This window comes from Anaerocolumna jejuensis DSM 15929 (assembly GCF_900142215.1).
Taxonomy (GTDB): Bacteria; Bacillota; Clostridia; order Lachnospirales; family Lachnospiraceae; genus Anaerocolumna; species Anaerocolumna jejuensis.
Map to the genome: position 1 here is coordinate 213,330 of NZ_FRAC01000012.1, position 20,432 is coordinate 233,761.

The window sequence follows — 20,432 nt, forward strand, 5'->3', positions numbered from 1 at the left end:
TATTATACAAAATAGCTTAAACATTATGTCTGTAAAAGGTATTCAAAATTAAAATTGCTGAAGAGGTGTAGGGATGTTTCGAGTAATCATAGCAGACGATGAGAAAAAAGTATGTCAATTAATTCGTATGTTGGTTGATTGGGATAAATACGGTATGGAAGTAGTTGCTACGGCCGGAGACGGGATGGAGGTACTTGACAGGATTAAGGAATATAGACCACACTTAATTATATCAGACATCCGCATGCCCGGCCTCAATGGCCTGGAGATGATTGAAAAAGCCAGAGAAGTGGAGAAGGAGCTGGAATTTATAATAATCAGCGGGCACAGGAACTTTGAGTATGCCCAGACGGCAATCAAATTCGGCGTCAACGATTACATTTTAAAGCCTGTAAACAGGGAAGAGCTGCAGGTCACCCTTTCACGGATGAGGGATAAACTGCAGGCAAGGGTTGATTCACAGATTACCAGCAGGCAGATCGTAACGGACCTTGCGGCTAATAAAGGCAGGCTTCGCAACAGCTTTTCCAGCATGCTTTTTAAGAACCTGGTGGAGAAGCAGAAGCTGAAGATAGAAACGGTTAATTCCGAGTTTAATTATAATTTTAAGGAGGGTGTCTTTCAGGTGGTATGCCTGAAATTCTACCATGTAAAAGCGGCGGAAAGGGAAATTTATCCTGCCCTGGAGGGAAAGGCCAGAGAATGGTTTTACCGCCTGTTCCATGAGCTTACATATGATTATGCCTGCAGCTTTCAGAATAATATCCTTTTTGGCCTTATCAATTACAGGAAAGAAAACCAGCTTACGGTTAAACGGAATCTAAAAGCCTTTGTCAATGAGGTGATCTCACAGGATGTCATTCTGAACCTGGTCGAGGTTACCGTCGGTTTAGGCAATGCGGTAAGTGACATGGAGCAGGCAGAAGAATCCTTGAAGAAAGCCCTGTACGCTATCCAGCAGAGGATTATTCCGGGAAGCCTGAAGGTATTGGAATATGAACAGAAGGACAGCCGTCCTTTTACGGAATCCAGAGAATTCGGGGATTTCAATCGAAGGATGATAAGCAGTATAGAGAAGCTGGAGCTGGAACAGGTGAGAAAGGAAATAGACGGCCTTCGAAGAATTCTTCTTGAATATCCGGGAATTACCGGGCATGAGATTTTACAGATGACAAAGGAGGTACTGAATATATATCTGCTGACCTTAAAGGAAAATAACATTCTGATTTCAGGAGGAGAGAAATTACTGCCGGAATTCAATGAGAATGCGGATGACTGCGTTAGTATACAGGAATTGTTCGGGCTTCTTAAAAAAACTTTGGAAGACTCCATGAAACAGGTCTTGGAGGATAAGAAGCAGGCAAGTATCCGCCCCATCCGTATTGCAAAGCAGTATATTGAAAGTAATTTTAAAAATTCCGTTACCTTAGAGGAGGTCAGCAGCCAGGTAGGATTTAACACCAGCTATTTCAGCACCATTTTTAAAAAGGAAACCGGGTTTACCTTTTTAGAATATGTAACAATGCTCCGGATGAATGAATGCAAGAGGCTGTTAAGAGAAACGGATAAGAGTATTGCCAGCATTTGCGAGGAAATCGGATACAGTGATATGAAGCATTTTGCAAAGTGCTTTAAAAAATATACGGGACTAAAACCAAATGAATTCAGGAAGCTGTATGCCTAGGAAAAATATTCGGGATTTTAGTCCATTTTATCGGAGCAATAAAAGGTTCCGCATTTACGAAAGGGGTCATGATGAAAAGAGAAGGCAGAAAATATCTTATATACCGTCAGACCATACTAACTGTATTTCTGGCAGTCTTTACCCTGGGGCTGCTCTTAGGGCTGCCGGCAGCCTCGGGCCTTGACATATTTCCTACCATACTTTTATTCCTGTTTTTCATCTATTTTATGATTTTATATGGATACTACCGGCTGGTGTTTAAGCCTTACCGGGAAACAAAAAAGATGATGGAGCTGTTTTCAAAGGGCTATATCTTACAGGGGATATTCGAACTGCGTTATCCTTTATGCCCGGCAACGGAAAAAATGAATAATAAATTTCGGGAAATGCTAAATACCAAGGAACTGATCAGTGCATCCAAAAAGCAGGCAGAATATCTGGCCTTGCAGAATCAGATCAATCCGCATTTTTTATACAATACGCTGGAAGGAATACGAAGCGAAGCACTGTGTGCAGGTATATCCGAGGTAGCCCGTATGACGGAGGCACTTTCTTCCTTTTTCCGTTACACCATATCCCACGTGGAGCATTTGGTCACCCTGGAAGAGGAGCTGAACAACGTAAAGAACTACTTTATTATCCAGCAGTTCCGCTTTGAAGACAGATTGAGCATATCCATTGATACCGGCAGTGAAGAAGAGGAGCTGCTGTCCGCCAGGATTCCAAAGCTTACGCTTCAGCCTGTGGTAGAGAATGCTATTTATCACGGTCTGGAAGAAAAAATAGGAAAAGGAATCGTGCGCATTAAAATTGAGGGTACAGGAAAGCGGCTGATTATAACCATATCGGACAACGGCCTTGGGATGCCGGAGGAGAAGGTAATTGCATTAAATAAGAAGCTTAGGGCAATTTCCCTTGATGGAATGAAGCAGGAAGACACCGGAAAAAGCGGGATAGCACTAATCAATGTTAACAGCAGAATCAAGCTCCTCTTCGGAGACGAATACGGGTTATATATCTACAGCACACAAAACGAAGGAACAGATGTTGAGATTACCATACCTTTTCATACAGAATAGCAGATTGGAAGAAGGAAAGCCATGAAAGAGGAAATCCTGAGAATTGAAAATGTGACAAGGAAAAAAGATGGCGTAGTCTGCCTGGATAATATCAACCTTCATATATTTAAGGGTGAGATTATGGGTATGATTTTTTTGACTTCCCGCGGAAAAGACGAACTGATTGAGCTTTTGTGCAATAATTATCCCATTGAATACGGCAGGATTTATTACAAAGAGGAATTGGTAAATTATTATGAATACAGCAGTATGTCCATGAATCAGATTTATGTGATAAGCCACAACAACGGTTTAATAGGGAATCTTTCGGTTGCGGAAAATATATTTGTAATGCGCAAGGGATTAAAGAAGCATATCATAAACCAAAGCAGGCTGAATAAGGAATTTTACCGCCTGTTTCCCGAGGGACTTTCCGGTATAAGCCCGGAGAAGCCTGCTTATGAGCTGACACATTACGAAAGGTGCCTGGTAGAATTATACCGTGCAGTGGTAGCTGACTGCAAGCTTATTGTATTAAGGGATTTAGCAAGCTTCTTAAGCCGGGTGGAGCTTATGAAATACTATGAATACATTCGTGAATACAGCAGCCTTGGCGTTGCTTTTTTGTATTTAGGAAATCATCATGAAGAGGTTTTTTTAATCAGTGACAGGGTTGCACTGGTGAGTGAGGCCAGAATCATCAAGATACTGTCAAAAGAGGAAATGGTGGAGGAACATATTTTACCTTATACGATTCCTTTTGAGGTGGGAGAGCCCATACCGGGAGAAGCAGCCGGAATACTTACCTTTAAACAGGTCAGTTCAAAGAATATGAAGGGGGTATCCTTTTCCGTACAAAAAGGGGAATGCGTTGTCCTTTTGGATAAAGGGAGTGATATTCACGAGGATTTTTTGGATTTAATATATGGAAGAAGTAAGGTGTTAAGCGGAAGTATTATTTACAAGGGAAAACCATATACCCACAAAGAGGCCAGAAAAGCCCTGCAGCAGGGAATTATGACAATTAATAAAAATCCGATCAGGACCATGCTTTTTTGGGATATGAATTATCTGGAAAATCTGACCTTCCTTTCCGACAGGAAACTGGGGTGTTCTGTTATAAAGCCCCGGATTCTGGAGAGTATTGTAGAGGAGTATCAAAGCTATGTCGGCAGGGAAATCTATACGGGTAATCTTAAGGAGCTGGAGCCGGCGTCTTTGTATAATCTGGTATACTACAGAGTACATTTATATAACCCTGACCTGCTGATATGTATCCGGCCCTTTGCTGACGCAGACATGTATCTGAGAAGACATATCGTGGAGCTGCTTTACCAATTAAAAGAAAAAGGAATCACAATTATCATACTGTCACTGAATGTTGCGGACAGCTTATCCATCGCCGACAGGATGATGCTGATGGAAGACGGACGTATTATAAAGAATTATGAGAAAAAAGATTTTGATATGTTTTTCTAATGATAGGAGTATCTGAGGGAGTCTAAATTGGAGTTTCCTGAGTAGTCTTACGCGGAGTTTCCTGAGTAGTCTTACGCGGAGTTTCCTGAGTAGTCTTACGCGGAGTTTCCTGAGTAGTCTTATGCGGAGTTTCCAGAGTAGTCTTACGTGGAGTTTCCAGGGGAATTCTTCCGGGAAAATTTCACAAGGGCAGCTTCCCTGAGTACTAAGCCGCAGGTTTCTTAAGACAGTAATAAATCAAGGATACTGCCGTGCCAACAAAGGCTGCAAGGGCTAACAGGATATAGGCAGCAAGATAGGAACGGCCCGCTGCCAGACTTCCAGTGAACATGGGAAAGAGAGTCATCCCAAGAGCATACACGGCCTGATAAAAGCCCATAGCAGTGGATTTTATTTTCGCAGGAATTCCCTTCATGGCCTCTGCGGTCAGATTGGAGAATAATATTCCCGTTGCCATACCGGGAAGAAGCTGTAAGGCAAGGAGCAGAGGGATATAAGGGGTAATGGGAATCAGAATGCAGTATAAGCCCAAGGTAAAAAATACTATGGGTATCAAAGTTCCCGATCCAATCTTAACAGCCTTTTTCGAGGAGGAAAAAGCGGAGGTCAGCACGGCGGACACCATATAGATAATAGAGGAAAATCCAATAAGAAACGCGGAGGCGCCTCTTTCCTTTAAAATCTGCGCGGTAAAAGACATTGCGGTTGACATCTGGACTCCCTGCTGGATTAACGCCAGCAGGCTGAACAATATAAGACGTTTATGTAAGCAGACCTTTAGGGAAGCAAAGGAAATATGTGAAAATGCGCCTGTTCCTTTCTCTTCCTTTAAAAAGAAGGCCAGGAGGGTAGCTAAGACACCTGCTGCTATACTTAAGATACATAACAGGCTCATTCCAAAATTTTTATAAAGAAGGGAGCTCATCAGGAATCCCAGTAAAATTCCAAAATTATTGCATAAAATAATTCTTCCGGTTGCCTTTTGCTGTTCTTCCTCCGGGAAAAAACCGGTGTACATAACCATAAAGGATATCCACATGGAAGATGCCATGCCGGATAGAAGGTTAGCAGCCAGAAATCCAGTGCCTCCCGGCAGCAAAAAGCGGATAAGAGAAGCTGCCCCTGCCGCCAGAGTTCCCGAGAGTATAAAGATTTTATGCCTGCCGACGGAGTCAGCCATTACCCCGATGGGAAGCCGCATCAGCATCTGGGTGACGCCGTAGGCACCGAGGATGCTTCCAAGAAAAGCTTCGGAAACCTGTATGGACAGAAGGTAAGGCGTTTGATAAGGGATGTACACATATTGGGCAAACCAGAATAATATTACAACAGCAAGCAGCAGTGCTTGTTTCTTTTTTGCATCGGCAGTCATAGCAATTCAGTTCCTTTGTAAGAGTTTTAGACAATTATAGTACTTTCTCTTTTTAAAAACAAGAGAATTAAGGTGTTTGAATTGGATAAAAGAGAGAAATACTTAATGTAAAGGTTAGGATTGTATTTTTAAACCGGAAGACATATAATGTAGCTGTCAGAACCAAAAGACTGATAAAGATATGAGTACTATTGAAAAGAGGGATTTTTACATTGAGTGAAACAGCAAACTCACAAGAAAGCAAGGCAGATGTATCGAAGCTGCCTGCGGAAAAGGTATATGAGCTTCTTGGCTCATCGCCGGCAGGACTTACAAGCGGTCAGGCGATAGATTACCAGAAAAAACAGGGCAAGAACCTGATTGAAGAAAAAAGGAAAAAATCGGTCATCCTGATATTCCTGGGGAATTTTACCCATTTGATGGCCATATTATTATGGATAGGCGGTGCCGTGGCTTTTTTTGCAGGTATGCCCCAGCTGGCCATAGCAATCTGGCTGGTCAATATCATTAATGGTGTGTTCAGCTTTATGCAGGAGCACAGAGCAGGAAAGGCAACAGAAGCACTTAAGAATATGCTGCCCTCTTATGCCAGAGTCATAAGAGACGGGGAAGAGCAGAAAATTCTAGCAGAGGATCTGGTTATTGGAGATATTATTCTGCTGGAAGAAGGCGATAAAATATCCGCCGATGCAAGAATTCTGGAATGCAGCGATTTACAGGTCAACCAGTCTACCTTGACAGGAGAATCAAATCCTGTCAGAAAGATAAACGATCCAATCTTTCGTGAGGATCTGACAAAGGCAGAAACACCAAATCTTATCTTTGCCGGAACGAATGTCTCGGAAGGAAACGGTAAGGCTATTGTAACAGAAATCGGAATGAAAACGGAATTTGGCAAGATAGCGAACCTTACACAGAGCATGGAAGCAGACGAGAGCCCGCTCCAGAAGGAACTTGACAGGCTGACGAAACAGATATCCGTCATTGCAATCAGCTTTGGTATTTTCTTTTTTGTTGCCGCAATCTTTTTTGTAAAGGAAAAGGTAGCCGCATCTTTTATTTTTGCACTTGGTATGATTGTAGCCTTTATACCGGAGGGACTGCTTCCCACGGTTACACTGGCCCTTGCCATGGCAGTGCAGCGTATGTCAAAGAGAAATGCGTTGGTAAAGAAGCTTTCCTCTGTTGAAACCCTGGGCAGTACTTCTGTAATATGTACCGATAAAACAGGTACCCTGACCCAGAATGAAATGACAGTAAGCCATTTGTGGCTGGCAGAAAAAGAAATCCAGGTAACAGGAGTGGGTTATGAGCCCAAGGGAGAACTGCTGGATGATAATAAGAAGATAGCAGCGGATAATAATCCGGATATCAAGCTGCTCCTGTCGGCAGCTGCTCTTTGCAGCAACGCAAGGCTTCTTCCTCCCAGCGAGGAGAATTTACGCTATACGGTACTTGGTGACCCTACAGAGGCATGCCTTGGAGTAGTGGCAAGAAAAGCAGGCCTTGATGTCGGAAAATTATGTACACAGATGCCAAGACTGAGGGAGCTTCCCTTTGAATCCAGACGTAAGAGAATGACAACAATACATCAGCTGGAAAAGCCCCTGGACGGAACTAACCGTATTGCCTACACCAAAGGTGCCCCTAAGGAAGTTATGAAATTAAGCCAGTGGATACGCATTAACGGTGAGGCCAAGCCAATGACAGAGGAAATGCGCAGCCGGATTATGGAAGCCAATGACAGGTACGCAAGGGAAGGCCTCAGAGTTCTTGCGGTTGCTTACAGGCTTCTCCGTAAAGAGGATAATCTGCCCAAGGCCATGAGTGCCTACACTCCGGAAATTATTGAGCAGGATTTGGTGTTTATCGGACTTGTAGTTATGGCAGACCCCCCGAGACCAGAGGTGGCCGCTGCGGTGGAAGAGTGCAGAAGAGCCGGAATCCGTATTATAATGATTACGGGAGATTATGGATTAACGGCTGAAAGCATTGCAAAACGTATCGGCATTGTAAAAGGACCGAATCCAAGAGTTATATCGGGACTTGAATTGGAGCAGCTTTCTGATGATACCTTAAAGGAATATTTAAAGGATGAAATCATCTTTGCCAGAGTTGCGCCGGAGCAGAAATTAAGAGTAGTAACCAACCTTCAGGAAATGGGTGAGATCGTAGCGGTGACCGGAGACGGTGTTAATGACTCCCCTGCCCTCAAAAAGGCGGATATCGGTGTGGCAATGGGTATTGCCGGAACAGACGTAGCAAAGGAAGCTGCGGATATGATACTTACAGATGATAATTTTGCGTCCATCGTTCATGCTATTGAAGAAGGAAGGGCCGTGTACAGCAATATCAGAAAGTTCCTGTTATACATTCTAAACTCCAATATGCCGGAAGCAGTACCATCAGCCCTGTTTTTATTTTCAAGAGGTGCTATTCCGCTGCCCCTGACGGTAATGCAGATACTTACCATTGACCTTGGAACAGATATGCTGCCTGCGCTGGGCCTTGGAACAGAAATACCGGAACCGGGAATTATGGACAAACCGCCGAGAAACCTGAAGGAACCGCTGCTGAACAGAAAGCTTGTTACGAAAGCTTTTCTTTGGTATGGTTTATTGGGCTCCCTGGGCTCCGGTCTGTCTTATCTGTTTGTGAATATACAGAATGGATGGCCTAATGTACCCCTGGCAGGAGGAAATGACCCTGTCTATATCAAAGCAACAGCCATGAGCCTTGCGGCAATCGTATTCTGTCAGATTGGTGCAGTGTTTAACTGCAGAACAGAAAAGCAGTCGGTATTTAGAAACGGAATTTTTTCCAATAAGCGCGTTAACCTGGGTATTGCAGTTGAAGTTATTTTGATTATATTACTGATCTATCTGCCGCCTTTACAGAAGGTATTCCATACGGCTCCCTTAAATGTCACAGACTGGCTGTTCCTGTGCATCTGGCCGCCGATTATTCTGGTGGTGGAGGAAATAAGGAAATACTTTCTTCGTAAAAAATCATAAATAGAGAGGTGAAGGACATGAAAGTTATTGTAGTGGGACTTGGACGAATGGGTACGGGACTGACCTTGAACCTGGTGAAAAAAGGCCATACAGTTACCGTAATTGATTCGAATCCGGAAGCATTTGAAGGCTTGGGGAAGAATTTTAATGGAACAAAGGTTGTAGGTATTGGTTTTGACAAGGATGTTCTTAGCAAAGCGAAAATTGATAAGGTAGATGCCGTAGTGTCCTGTACTGCCAGTGACGAAGCAAATGCTGTAATTGCAAGGATTGCAAGGAATATCTATCATGTTCCCAGAGTAATCGCAAGGCTTTATGATGCAAGAAAAGCAGAAATATACCACAGAATTGGAATACAGACCATATCCACTACTACCTGGGGAATAGAAAGGGCTACGGAATTTATTACCCACAACCATCTGGACAGCGTGTATGAAATGGGAAATGGCAGTGTAAATATGGTTCGAATTGAGGTTCCTGCTCTTTTGGTAGGGCATCAGGTAAAGGAAATCAGCGCAATCGGTGAGATACAGGTGGTTTCCATCAGCCGTGGCAGTAAAACCTTTATGCCGACCCTTGGAACCGTACTGGAATCTGAGGATATTCTTTACCTTTCAGTGATGGGCAATGCAACTCGTAAACTGAAGTCAATGCTTGGTCTGGGCTGAAAGGAGTGAGTAAGGATGAAAATTGTAGTCATAGGCGGAGGACAGGTAGGTTCTTATCTTGCCAACCTCTTATTGTCAAACGGTCATGAGGTAAAGGTCATAGAGCACAGGGACCGTGTATTTGAAAAGCTGGAAAAAGAACTTCCCGCTGAGGCATTGATATTTGGTAATGGTTCCGATCCTGTCGTTTTGGAAAAAGCAGGGATAGAGGATGCGCAGGTAGTAGCAGCAGTTACAGGAGCAGATGAGGTAAACCTGGTGGTCTCAACTCTTGCGAAGATGGAATTTGGAGTGCCCCGTGTGGTCGCACGTGTGAACAATCCTAAGAATGCATGGCTTTATAACAGCAGTATGGGAGTGGATGTCGGAGTAAACCAGGCTGACCTGATGGGACATTTCGTAGTAGAGGAAATGGATTTAAAGAGCATGTTCACCCTCTTTAAACTAAGCAGAGGAGATTATGCCATTGTTCAGATAAAGGTATCAGAGAATGCAAAGGCAGTGAATAAACTGGTAAAAGACCTGCCAATTCCAAAAAAATCGGTTTTAATTGCTGTAAACCGGCAGGATAAGACCATTATACCAAAGGGCGACACTGTAATCCAGGCAGAGGACGATATACTCTTCTTAACGGATGAAACAAGCAGGAAAGTATTAAATGAGATTTTCGATTAATATTTTGGAAAAATACGGCACAGTGGCTTAAAAAAAACTGTGCCGTTTTATTCTATAGATTGACAAAAACTTCCCTTGGTAGTAAAATCAAGTACAGTTTAATTTATAGTAAACATATATGAATTATTGAATACAATAAACTATACTAATCAGGAGGATATTTTATGAAAAGAGGATTAACCAAAAGAGCGGCGGCATTATTATTAAGTTTTCTGCTGATCATTACTCTGACAGCCTGCGGCAGCAAGACAGACAACAGTAAGACAAACAACAATAAGGCAGGAGTAACAGAGGGCAGTAAGGATGCGGGAAACAAAGAGAAAATTGTAAATATCGGTATGACAGATACCTTGACCAGTGTAAATCCCCTTCTTATGGATGCGACAGAAATCTTAAAGTATGCCGTAGCCTTTGAATTCCTTCCATTGGTAGAGCTTAACAGCAAGCTGGAATTCCAGGGAATGTTAGCATCTTCCATTACGACAAAGGATAATAGAAATTTTACCGTAAATATTGATAAGAATGCGGTATGGTCCGATGGAACACCGGTTACGGCCGATGATGTGGTTTATACGGTATTAAAGCTTGCAAGCCCTAAACTTGCCAATGCCAGTATGGCACTCTATGCCTTTGAGGGAGTAGGGGACGATGGCTTTGTAAAGGAAGGCGCTACCGAAATTAAGGGCGTAAAGGCAATTGATGACAAAACCGTTCAGTTCACCACCAAATATGACATGGCACTTACGACCTTTGAAAATACCTATGGAAGATATATTCTTACGGTTCCGAAACACATATTAAAGGATGTACCGGAGGACCAGCTGGCTTCCTACAGCTGGTTCAATGCACCTACGGTTGTAAACGGCCCCTACAAAATTGCAAATGTGGATTTACAGCATTATGTATCCTATGAAGCCAATGATAAGTACTTTAAGGGTGCACCTAAAATCAATAAGCTCAATATTAAGATTGTAACCGCCGCACAGCTCTTAACAGGGCTTCAGTCCGGTGAGATTGATTTTGTACAGCAGACAACAGGCGGTATTCTGCAAGAGGATTATAAGGGCGTGGAAGGCTTATCCAATGTAACGGTAAATTACGGAGCTCCGGTTACCAACCAGTCCATATTCTTTAATACAACCGCTGTAACAGATGTCCGTATCCGCCAGGCAATACTCTATGGTATTGACAGAAATAAGCTTGTAAGCGGTTTTATGAACGGCAAGGGAGAAGTAGTTGACGGCTTTTTATCCAGTGCCAGTCCCTTTTACGATGCATCCCTGACACCTACGGCCTATGACCCGGATAAGGCAAAGGAACTGGTGAAGGAAGCAGTAAGTGCTGGCTGGGATTCCTCCAAGCCTTTGCAGTTCTATGTTAACAGCGGTGATACCACCTTTACCCAGGCAGCGGATTATATTACGGCAAGTCTTGCGGATATCGGCATCAAGCTTCAGGTAAATACGGTAGATTTAGCAACCCTGATGTCCAAGGCCGGAAGCAAGGATTTTGACCTTATGGCAGTACAGTATACCTATGCGCCGGTGGACCCTTATCCAGACGTTAACTGGCTGTTATCAGCAGACGGATGGACCGGCTATGCCAACAGCAAGATAACGGATGCTTTGGCAGCAACACAGAAGACCAGCGATGCAGGCGAGATCAAAAAGCAATACCTGACCATTGACAGTGCCGTACAGCAGGATGTGCCAATGATTTCAGCCTATGTAATCAGTGCCATGGGTGCTGTAAATAAGAGATTGGTAAATGCAACACCGGATGTATACGGCTCCTTTATTAACGTAAATGAATGGGATGTGACAGAATGACACATTTATTGGAAGTAAAGAACTTGGAAGTAAGCTTTCGCAGTGGAAAGGAAGTCTTTACCGGTGCCTCTGATGTCAGCTTTCACGTTGATAAGGGTGAGATTCTCTGCATTGTAGGAGAGTCAGGCTCCGGTAAAAGCATAACGACCCTTTCCCTTATGGGGCTTCTTGGAAAGAACGGAAGGGTTGACAAAGGAAGTATCCTTTTTGACGGGGAAGAGCTTTTCGGAAAAAAGGAGAAAGAGCTTGATAACATCAGGGGAAGTAAAATAACCATGATATTTCAGGATGCCCTTACCAGCCTGAATCCTGTCTTTACCATAGGGAACCAGATGCTGGAAGCCATTCAAAGCCATTCAAAATCATCGAAAAAGGAAGCGGAGGAAAAGGCAAAATATCTCCTCGGTAAGGTGGGGTTATCGGATACCGAAGCACTGCTTCAGAAATATCCCCATACTTTATCGGGTGGAATGAGGCAGAGAGTCATGATTGCCATGGCTCTTGCCGGAGAGCCGAAGCTCTTAATAGCGGATGAGCCTACGACCGCCCTTGATGTAACGATACAGGCCCAGATAATGGAGCTGTTAAAAAGCCTGAATAAGGAGCTTGCCATGTCTGTTATTCTGATAACCCATGATATGGGTGTGGTCGCTGAAATGGCGGACAGGGTATTGGTAATGTATGCCGGTGAGGTGGTGGAGGAGGCACCTGTGAAAGTGCTCTTTCATAACCCGGGGCATCCTTATACCAAAGCACTGCTCCGTTCCATTCCCGGTGTCAGGAAAGAGGAAGAGGAGAAGCTGGTTCCTATAGAAGGCTCCGTTCCGGAGGACTATGACCGTATCAGGGGCTGCCGTTTTGCCAACCGTTGTGCCTTTGCTGAGGAGGCTTGCAGTCTTCCCCAGAAGCTAAGGCAGGCAGAGGATGAGATGGCTCATTCCATCCGATGCTGGAAATATGAAAAATTATAATTTTCGACTGGATTTTTCACGCATAATAGATTATCTTATTATTTATACTATTTAAAATAAGTACTTATCACCCAGATCCGGGCAGCGCCGCAGGCAGGACTGCGGTATGCCCGGATTGAGGTCTATTTGAACTTGTCAGGCGGACAGGAGGAACATATCAATGGAATTACAGGAACAGCCCCTTATGAAGGTAACCCACTTAAAAAAGCATTATGCTGTCCGGGGAGGAATCATTCCTCACACGGTAGATGTAATCAAGGCTGTGGATGGGGTTGACTTTTCAATATATGGAGGAGAGACTCTTGGATTAGTGGGGGAATCCGGCTGCGGAAAATCCACCATAGGCAAGCAGCTGGCAGCGCTGGAAAAGCCTACGGAGGGCGAAATATACTATAGAGGGATGGATATTGCTTCTGACAGGAACAGGCTTACAAAGAGTCTTCGCAGAGAAATACAGATGGTCTTTCAGGATCCCTATTCTTCCTTGAATCCAAGAAAAAGCGTAAGGGATATCCTTGCGGCTCCCATGCTGTATCACGGGCTGATAAGCAGGTCAGAGCTTGACGGCAGACTGCGTGAGCTTATGGATATGGTCGGACTGCCGGGGAATGCCCTGTATAAATATCCGTTGGAATTCTCAGGCGGACAAAGGCAGAGAATTGGTATCGCAAGAGCACTGTCCCTCAAGCCCAGCATAATTCTATGTGATGAACCGGTAAGCGCGCTGGATGTATCCATTCAGGCACAGGTACTTAACCTCCTGAAGGAACTGCAGAAGGAGCTTAAGCTTACCTATCTTTTCATAGGTCACGGCCTGGATGCGGTAAAGTATGTAAGCAACAGGATAGCGGTAATGTATTTAGGAAAGATTGTAGAGATAGCAGAGGCCGGTGAGCTCTTTAAAAACCCTGTGCATCCCTATACGAAAGCCCTCATAAGTGCTGCGCCGGTGCCGGATCCTGAAGCAAGAGACAGGGAAAGGCTTGTATTAAAGGGAGAGATTCCTTCTTTGAACCATATTCCCTCCGGCTGCCGCTTTCACCCCAGGTGTCCTTTTGCTACGGAGGAATGCAGCAGAACAGAGCCGGAGCTTCTTGTCCTTAACGGGGATAGCAGTCATCTTGCAGCCTGCCCTGTTCTAATGAAAGAACCAGTAAGAAAGGAGGCTGAGGATGCTTAAGTATATTATAAAACGTCTTCTTATTGCTGTTCCGGTATTGTTTGGCATTACCATAATTGATTTTTTTCTGATGAGCCTTGCGGGAAATCCTCTGCAGATGCTCCAGGGAGCCAGAGTATCCCAGGAAGCGGTGGAGATTAAGAGGATTGCCCTTGGCCTTAATGAACCTGTATATATCCAATATTTTGTGTGGCTGAAACAGCTTCTCCATGGAAATCTCGGAGTTTCCATGAAAAATTACCAGCCGGTAGCCGATATGATTAAGACTTACATCGGTCCCACCCTTTTGCTGATGGGAACCTCTCTGATCGTCAGTATGATTATTGCAATACCAGCCGGTATCTACAGTGCGGTCAAGCAGTATTCACCCGGGGATTATACGGTAGTGACCCTTTCCTTTTTGGGAACCAGTGTACCAGGATTCTTTCTGGCACTGCTGCTTATATATGTATTCACCATCAAGCTTGGAATACTGCCTTCCAGCGGTATGTTCACCCTGGGAACAAAGGCAGGCTTCCTGGATGTGGCAAAGCATATGGTTATGCCGGTCATTGTGCTGGCCTCTTCCATGGCAGGGAATAATATCCGTTATATCCGAAGCTCCATGCTGGAAATTCTGGACAAAGAATATCTTAGGACTGCAAAGGCCAAGGGAATCGGGAACTTTAAGGTGATTAACAAGCATGGGCTTCGCAATGCCCTGCTTCCGGTTATTACAGTCTTTGGAATGGAAATTCCCATCCTTTTTGGAGGAGCCATTATTATTGAGCAGGTCTTTAGCTGGCCGGGTCTTGGACTTATGACCATGAGCGCAATTATAAACAGGGACTACCCTGTGATTATGGGAGTGTGCCTGATATCGGCCCTTGTGGTTCTGGCGGCTAATCTCCTTACAGATATCCTCTATGCCATTGCGGACCCGACGATTCAGTATAAATAGCAGCGGGATAGCAGAATTAAGTGGTTTAAAAGGAAGCATTAAGCAGAATAAATCTCTGTATGAAAGAGGAACAGGATGAAGAATAAAAAGACAGATAACAGTGGCAAAAAGGCCATTCGCGGAAGGGTATTAAAACGGTTTTTCAGACACAGGCTTGCGGCAGCAGGATTGGTGTTTGTTGTCATTGCCGTAGTTTGTGCTGTGCTCGCACCATTGATTGCCCCTTTTGGCCCCAATAAGGTAGTGGGCGATTTTGGCGCACCGCCGACAAAATCCTTTCTTCTTGGAACGGACCAGGTCGGAAGGGACGTTCTGAGCAGGCTGTTATACGGTTTGAGAATATCACTCTTTGTAGGAGTGGCGGCAACCTTGGTCTCAACAGTAATAGGAGTAATACTTGGCCTGCTGTCCGGGTATTTTGGCGGAGTGCTGGATATGATTATAATGCGGTTTACGGACATGGTCATGTCATTTCCCTACATATTGCTGGTGCTTGTGGCAGCAGCAATCTTTAAGCCGGGTCTTAATACGATTATATTAATCCTTGGCTTTGTAGACTGGCCGGGAGTAGCAAGGCTTGTAAGGGGCAATGTGCTTTCCATCAGAGAAAAGCCCTATATTCAGGCCGATATAGTAGCAGGAATGCCAAAGAGGTATATACTGTTTTCAGAAATACTTCCCAATACCATAGCACCCATACTGGTGTATGCAACTTCCGTCATTGCTATCTCCATGCTGGACGAAGCTGCCCTGAGCTTTTTAGGAATGGGTATCCAGCCGCCCCAGGCAAGTCTTGGAAATATGCTGAACGGTGCCCAGTCCTTATCCATTCTAACCTCCAAACCCTGGCTCTGGCTGCCCCCCGGCATTGTGATAATCCTTCTGGTCATCAGTATTAATTTTATTGGGGATGCGTTAAGGGATGCATTTGATCCTTCCAGTAAATAATAAAGAAACAAATGCCGTGTCTGGTTGCAGCTGCGGCAATTTTTTCACCGGGAATTCAAGGAATATCAAATATGAATCGACATCCGTGAAAGGGGTTAACATGAAAAATGTATTGAGTTATCAGACATCGGAATATGACTGCGGACCGACCACGCTCTTAAATGCTATGAGATATCTCTTTGAGCGGGAAGAAATTGTGCCGGACATATTAAAGGCAATCTCCTTATACACCTTGGACGAATATAACAGCGAAGGAGAATCCGGTAAGAGCGGTACCTCAAGAATGGCAATGATGTATTTATCCAAATGGTTCAACCAATTCGGTGAGACCAAGCATTTTCCAATCTATACGGAAATGCTCCTGAATGAGCTGGTATGGATAAAGCAGAACAGCAGGATTATCGGCTGCCTGCAGCAGGGCGGAACTGTAATTATAAGATGCTGGCTGGAAGGCTATCAGCATTATGTTCTGCTGACCGGGATAGAGGAAGAGTATGTCTGCCTGTTTGATCCCTATGATTACGACAGTTCTGTGGACGGCGTAAATATTATAAAGGTAAATAATGAACCCAGAAGGATGAACCGTAAGGTCAGGATGGATATTTTTAATGAGGAAAGTACAAGGACTTATGCATTTGGCAATATCTCAAACAGGGAAGCCATGCTTTTATATAATGCAAAATCCAGAATAACACCGGAGAAATCCATTGAATATTTTATATAAAGGTATATTCATAGGGCTGCCTACTTGAAATGACAGATTCTTTTTACTATAATGGTTGTAAGTATCAGGATAGGAGAAGAATATGGGGAAGAGCAAGATAAGTGGGGCAGCTTTATTCTGTTTAGCTTTTATATGTCTGTTGACAGGCTGTACCGGCTTTCAAAATAAGGAAACCAGGAAGCAGGAAGCAAAGCATATTACGGAGGAAGGACCTTCGGCAACAACCAAGGCGGCGGAACCCACGAAAGCGGATTCTATTGACAGGGGCTATCTGGATACTACGAAATCCATAGAAGTCAGAGTTGAGATATTATTGAGCCAGATGACCTTAGAGGAAAAGGCCGGGCAGATGCTGCAAGCCGAAAGGAACACCGTGAAGGAAAGTGAAGTAACAAAGCTTGCCCTTGGTTCCGTCCTCAGCGGCGGCGGATCCTATCCCGGTAAAAATACATTGTCAGATTGGAACAGCATGATACATAATATTCAGGCAGCGGCTATGAAATCAAGACTGGGCATACCGCTTTTATACGGTGTAGACGCAGTACACGGGCAGAATCTCATAAAGGGTGCTGTGGTGTATCCTCATAATATCGGCCTGGGAGCTGCCAATGATGCGGATCTGATGTACCAGATGGGAGCTGCTGTTGCGGAGGAGATGAAGCTTACAGGCACTCTTTGGAATTTTGCTCCCTGTGTGGCTGTGGGTCAGGACCCCAGATGGGGAAGAACCTATGAAAGCTTATCCTCTGACCCGAAGATAGTTTCAACTCTGTCTTCTGCTTATCTGAGAGGTTTGCAGGAGCATGGGGTGGCAGGAACCGCAAAGCATTACGTAGCCGATGGGGGAACTTCCTACGGAAGCGGGATTATCAATGGTATCCTGGACCGGGGGGATACGGATATTTCAAAAAGTAAGCTTTTTAAGATTCATCTGGCTCCCTATAAACAATTGGTCAAGAGCGGAGTAAAAACCGTTATGGCTTCCTTCAGCTCCTATCAGGGAACCAGTATGCATGAGAATAAATACCTGCTTTCGGATGTTTTAAAGGGAGAATTAGGCTTTAAAGGCTTTGTCGTATCAGACTGGGAAGCGGTAAAGGATTTAGAAGGGGATTCCTTTGAGGAGAAAATTGCCTTTGCCGTTAATGCAGGTGTGGATATGCTCATGGAACCTTATGATTATGCGAAAGCAATAGATGGCATTGTAGCAAACGTAAACAAGGGAACCGTTGCCATGGCAAGAATTGATGACGCGGTAAAGAGGATATTAAGGGTGAAGTTTGAGATGGGCTTATTTGAAGACCCTTATATGGAAAAGCTTAACCATCAGGTGACGGAGCTTGGAAGTGATGAATACAAAGGCCTGGCAAAGCAGCTGGTGGAGAAATCCCTTGTTCTTTTAAAGAATAAAAAAAATATACTTCCCTTAAAACAGGGCACTACGATTTTCGTTACAGGCCCGGCAGCGGATGACATGGGAGTACAGTGCGGCGGCTGGATGAGTACCTGGCAGGGCCTTTCTGATAAGGATGGCAAGAAGGCAGCAGAAGGGACAACCATATTGGAGGGCCTGGAGGAATATGCCGAGCAGTATGACCTGAATATTATTACGGATAAAGACAAAGCAGGAGAAGCAGATGTTGTAATACTTGCAATAGGAGAGATACCTTATGCAGAATATGAGGGAGATACAAGGGATTTGTCCATAACCGGTGTAAAGGGCTTAGAAGAAAATAAAGAGTCAATCAAATTTGCAAAGAGCCTTGGAAAGCCCACAGTTGCTCTAATAGTAGCCGGCAGGAATGTACTCATATCCAATCATGTGAAAAATTGGGACAGCATTGTAATGTGCTACCTTCCCGGTACCCAGGGGGATGGAATAGCCTCCGTATTAACGGGAGAGACCAACTTTACAGGAAAGCTTTCGATGCCGTATTATAAGAGTATAAAAGACATTGGGAAAAAGGATGCGGAGTATCTTTATCCACTGGGGTATGGGTTGACCTATAAAAGTAAGAAATAATATTTATGGGTAAATTCAATTTTATGAACCAAAAATAATTTTTGGGGTCAGTATTTAAAACAAACGCATGAAGGAAGTTTATGGAAGCGGACGATGACCAAGGGGGTTGTTTTGAACTTTTGTTACGCGAGAACCCATATTCCACTAAAACGGCAGAAAACGTGACTGGCAGGCAAATCAGTGCCAAACTCGCTGTAAAAAATTGGCTGTGTTAGCTATTAAGCTCAAACAGTGGCACTGCTTTACCTAGTCACGTTTCCTGCCGCTTAAGTGTCATAAGGGACCTCTTGAGACAAAACTCCAAAACAACCCCCTTGGTCATCTGTGTATATCCATTATTTATTCTTATGAGTTTGCGGTGCTCAAATTTTATAAAACCAAAACAAAAAAACAAATGTCCAAGGGTTTATTGCCAACCCCAGATGATTTTGGCTTACCTTTCGTGATTTTCTATTGAGGCGTTCCCTAATGACACTTAAATGGCAGCAGCTGTTCCTAGGTAAAATTATACCACTGTCTGAGCTCACAGCACCACACAAAAACAACCTTCCAGCGAGTTTGGTATAATTTCACCTGCCAGGAACAGCTGCTGGCATTTTAGTGGAATTCGGAACCCCGAACGAGAAAATTACGAAAGGTAAGCCAAAATCATCGTCCGTTCCCAATCCCCCCTTTTCTCTCGTTATTACAATCCTCAGTAAGTTTCAAAAAGTGCTTGATTTTTACAAATAAGTATGGTACTATCATGTTAGTTAATAAATTAATGAATTCATCATCCCCAGAGCCGATTCTTAAACTAGTATGTTTAAGGTTAATCGGCTCTTTTTACGTCAATATTTAGAAGAAAGCATTTATGACGATATGAAAACACTTTTAAATGGATTACAGAGTAGAAAGAAGAGAGAGGTAGCAATATGAATATTACCGTTATTGGCTGCGGCAGATGGGGTTCTTTTATTACCTGGTATTTGAATAAAATCGGGCATCAGGTTACCTTATATGGCAGAAGCAGTTCAAAGCATATGCAGGAGTTTTACAGGAACAGAAGCAATGGGCTTATAACCCTGGAGGAAACGGTTACCCTGACAAGTGACCTGTCGGCTGTGAACAACTCGGATATTATTGTAATATCGGTAAATTCTCAGGGATTAAAGCCCTTAATGGAGGAAATAAAAGAGGTTCAGAATAAGACAGTTGTCTTATGTATGAAGGGGATTGAGATTGGTACGGGGAAAAGGCTGTCGGAGATTGCAGGGGAAGCCATGGAACCTTCCAATAAAGTGGCTGTGTGGCTTGGTCCCGGCCACGTTCAGGAGTATTTAAGTAATATACCTAATTGCATGGTTATTGACAGTGAAGAAGATGAGGTAAAGGAAAGACTGGTAAGAGAATTTTCCAGTGATTTGATTCGGTTTTATTATGGCTGTGATTTGATAGGAAACGAAGTGGGTGCTGCTGCTAAGAATGTTATTGGTATTGCCGCCGGTATGTTAGACGGCTTGGGCCTTACGACCCTAAAGGGTGCTTTGATGTCCAGAGGGACCAGGGAAATTGCAAGGCTTATTAAGGCAATGGGAGGCAATGAGCTGTCTGCTTACGGATTATGCCATCTGGGCGATTACCAGGCTACCGTTTTCTCAGAATTCAGCCATAACAGAAAATTCGGCGAATGTTTTGTAAAAGGTGAGAGCTATGGTGACCTGGCAGAAGGCTATTATACCGTCAGGGCATTGACGGAGCTTTCTGAAAGCTATCAGGTAGAACTTCCTATCTGCCAGGCCGTATTTGAAATACTATACCAGAATAAAGACATTAAAACCATACTCGAACAGCTATTTGCCAGAAATTTAAAAAATGAATTTTAGTA

15 protein-coding genes are annotated in these 20,432 nt (G+C 43.9%); 14 read left to right on the forward strand and 1 reads right to left on the reverse strand.

Annotation, left to right across the window (positions count from 1 at the left end; translation table 11 throughout):
• Nucleotides 1-73: 73 nt before the first annotated feature.
• From BUB77_RS13225 to BUB77_RS13235, 3 genes are all read left to right on the forward strand, one after another.
• Complete coding sequence (locus BUB77_RS13225; RefSeq protein WP_073276638.1) at nucleotides 74-1,684, forward strand: response regulator transcription factor; 1,611 nt, start codon at nucleotides 74-76, stop codon at nucleotides 1,682-1,684.
• Nucleotides 1,685-1,752: 68 nt separating this feature from the next.
• A complete protein-coding gene (locus BUB77_RS13230) occupies nucleotides 1,753-2,763 on the forward strand; it encodes a sensor histidine kinase (protein ID WP_242962496.1) in 1,011 nt (336 codons plus the stop codon).
• 21 nt (nucleotides 2,764-2,784) lie between these two features.
• Nucleotides 2,785-4,221 carry an ATP-binding cassette domain-containing protein gene (locus BUB77_RS13235; RefSeq protein ID WP_073276642.1) on the forward strand — a complete coding sequence of 479 codons (1,437 nt, stop codon included), beginning with the start codon at nucleotides 2,785-2,787 and terminating at the stop codon, nucleotides 4,219-4,221.
• A 205-nt stretch (nucleotides 4,222-4,426) separates the two neighbouring features.
• Here the strand turns inward: BUB77_RS13235 and BUB77_RS13240 are convergent, their stop codons facing one another.
• Nucleotides 4,427-5,593, reverse strand: a complete 1,167-nt coding sequence (locus BUB77_RS13240; protein WP_073276644.1) for an MFS transporter — start codon at nucleotides 5,591-5,593, stop codon at nucleotides 4,427-4,429.
• A 212-nt stretch (nucleotides 5,594-5,805) separates the two neighbouring features.
• On the opposite strand from BUB77_RS13240, the gene BUB77_RS13245 reads away from it, so the two are divergent.
• The 11 genes from BUB77_RS13245 (at nucleotide 5,806) to BUB77_RS13295 (ending at nucleotide 20,430) form a co-directional block, all read left to right on the forward strand.
• The gene (locus BUB77_RS13245; RefSeq protein ID WP_073276646.1) at nucleotides 5,806-8,607 is read left to right on the forward strand and encodes a cation-translocating P-type ATPase; all 2,802 of its coding nucleotides are present in this window, start codon (nucleotides 5,806-5,808) and stop codon (nucleotides 8,605-8,607) included.
• Nucleotides 8,608-8,615: 8 nt separating this feature from the next.
• Entirely contained in the window at nucleotides 8,616-9,275 is a 660-nt protein-coding gene (locus BUB77_RS13250) for a potassium channel family protein (RefSeq protein ID WP_330392569.1), read from the forward strand.
• A 15-nt stretch (nucleotides 9,276-9,290) separates the two neighbouring features.
• Nucleotides 9,291-9,950, forward strand: a complete 660-nt coding sequence (locus BUB77_RS13255) for a potassium channel family protein (protein ID WP_073276649.1) — start codon at nucleotides 9,291-9,293, stop codon at nucleotides 9,948-9,950.
• 164 nt (nucleotides 9,951-10,114) lie between these two features.
• On the forward strand, nucleotides 10,115-11,779 hold the full coding sequence (locus BUB77_RS13260) for an ABC transporter substrate-binding protein (RefSeq protein WP_073276650.1): 1,665 nt from the start codon (nucleotides 10,115-10,117) through the stop codon (nucleotides 11,777-11,779).
• On the forward strand, nucleotides 11,776-12,750 hold the full coding sequence (locus tag BUB77_RS13265) for an ABC transporter ATP-binding protein (protein WP_073276652.1): 975 nt from the start codon (nucleotides 11,776-11,778) through the stop codon (nucleotides 12,748-12,750). The genes BUB77_RS13260 and BUB77_RS13265 overlap by 4 nt, the downstream gene beginning before the upstream one ends.
• Nucleotides 12,751-12,910: 160 nt before the next feature.
• Nucleotides 12,911-13,930 (forward strand): ABC transporter ATP-binding protein, encoded by a 1,020-nt coding sequence (locus tag BUB77_RS13270; protein ID WP_073276654.1) that lies wholly within the window; start codon nucleotides 12,911-12,913, stop codon nucleotides 13,928-13,930.
• On the forward strand, nucleotides 13,923-14,870 hold the full coding sequence (locus tag BUB77_RS13275) for an ABC transporter permease (RefSeq protein WP_073276656.1): 948 nt from the start codon (nucleotides 13,923-13,925) through the stop codon (nucleotides 14,868-14,870). The genes BUB77_RS13270 and BUB77_RS13275 overlap by 8 nt, the downstream gene beginning before the upstream one ends.
• Before the next feature lie 75 nt (nucleotides 14,871-14,945).
• On the forward strand, nucleotides 14,946-15,818 hold the full coding sequence (locus BUB77_RS13280) for an ABC transporter permease (protein ID WP_073276658.1): 873 nt from the start codon (nucleotides 14,946-14,948) through the stop codon (nucleotides 15,816-15,818).
• A gap of 100 nt (nucleotides 15,819-15,918) precedes the next feature.
• On the forward strand, nucleotides 15,919-16,542 hold the full coding sequence (locus tag BUB77_RS13285) for a cysteine peptidase family C39 domain-containing protein (protein ID WP_073276705.1): 624 nt from the start codon (nucleotides 15,919-15,921) through the stop codon (nucleotides 16,540-16,542).
• Nucleotides 16,543-16,624: 82 nt separating this feature from the next.
• Nucleotides 16,625-18,565, forward strand: a complete 1,941-nt coding sequence (locus BUB77_RS13290; RefSeq protein ID WP_084124203.1) for a glycoside hydrolase family 3 protein — start codon at nucleotides 16,625-16,627, stop codon at nucleotides 18,563-18,565.
• 914 nt (nucleotides 18,566-19,479) lie between these two features.
• Nucleotides 19,480-20,430 carry an NAD(P)H-dependent glycerol-3-phosphate dehydrogenase gene (locus BUB77_RS13295; protein ID WP_073276660.1) on the forward strand — a complete coding sequence of 317 codons (951 nt, stop codon included), beginning with the start codon at nucleotides 19,480-19,482 and terminating at the stop codon, nucleotides 20,428-20,430.
• Nucleotides 20,431-20,432 lie beyond the last annotated feature (2 nt).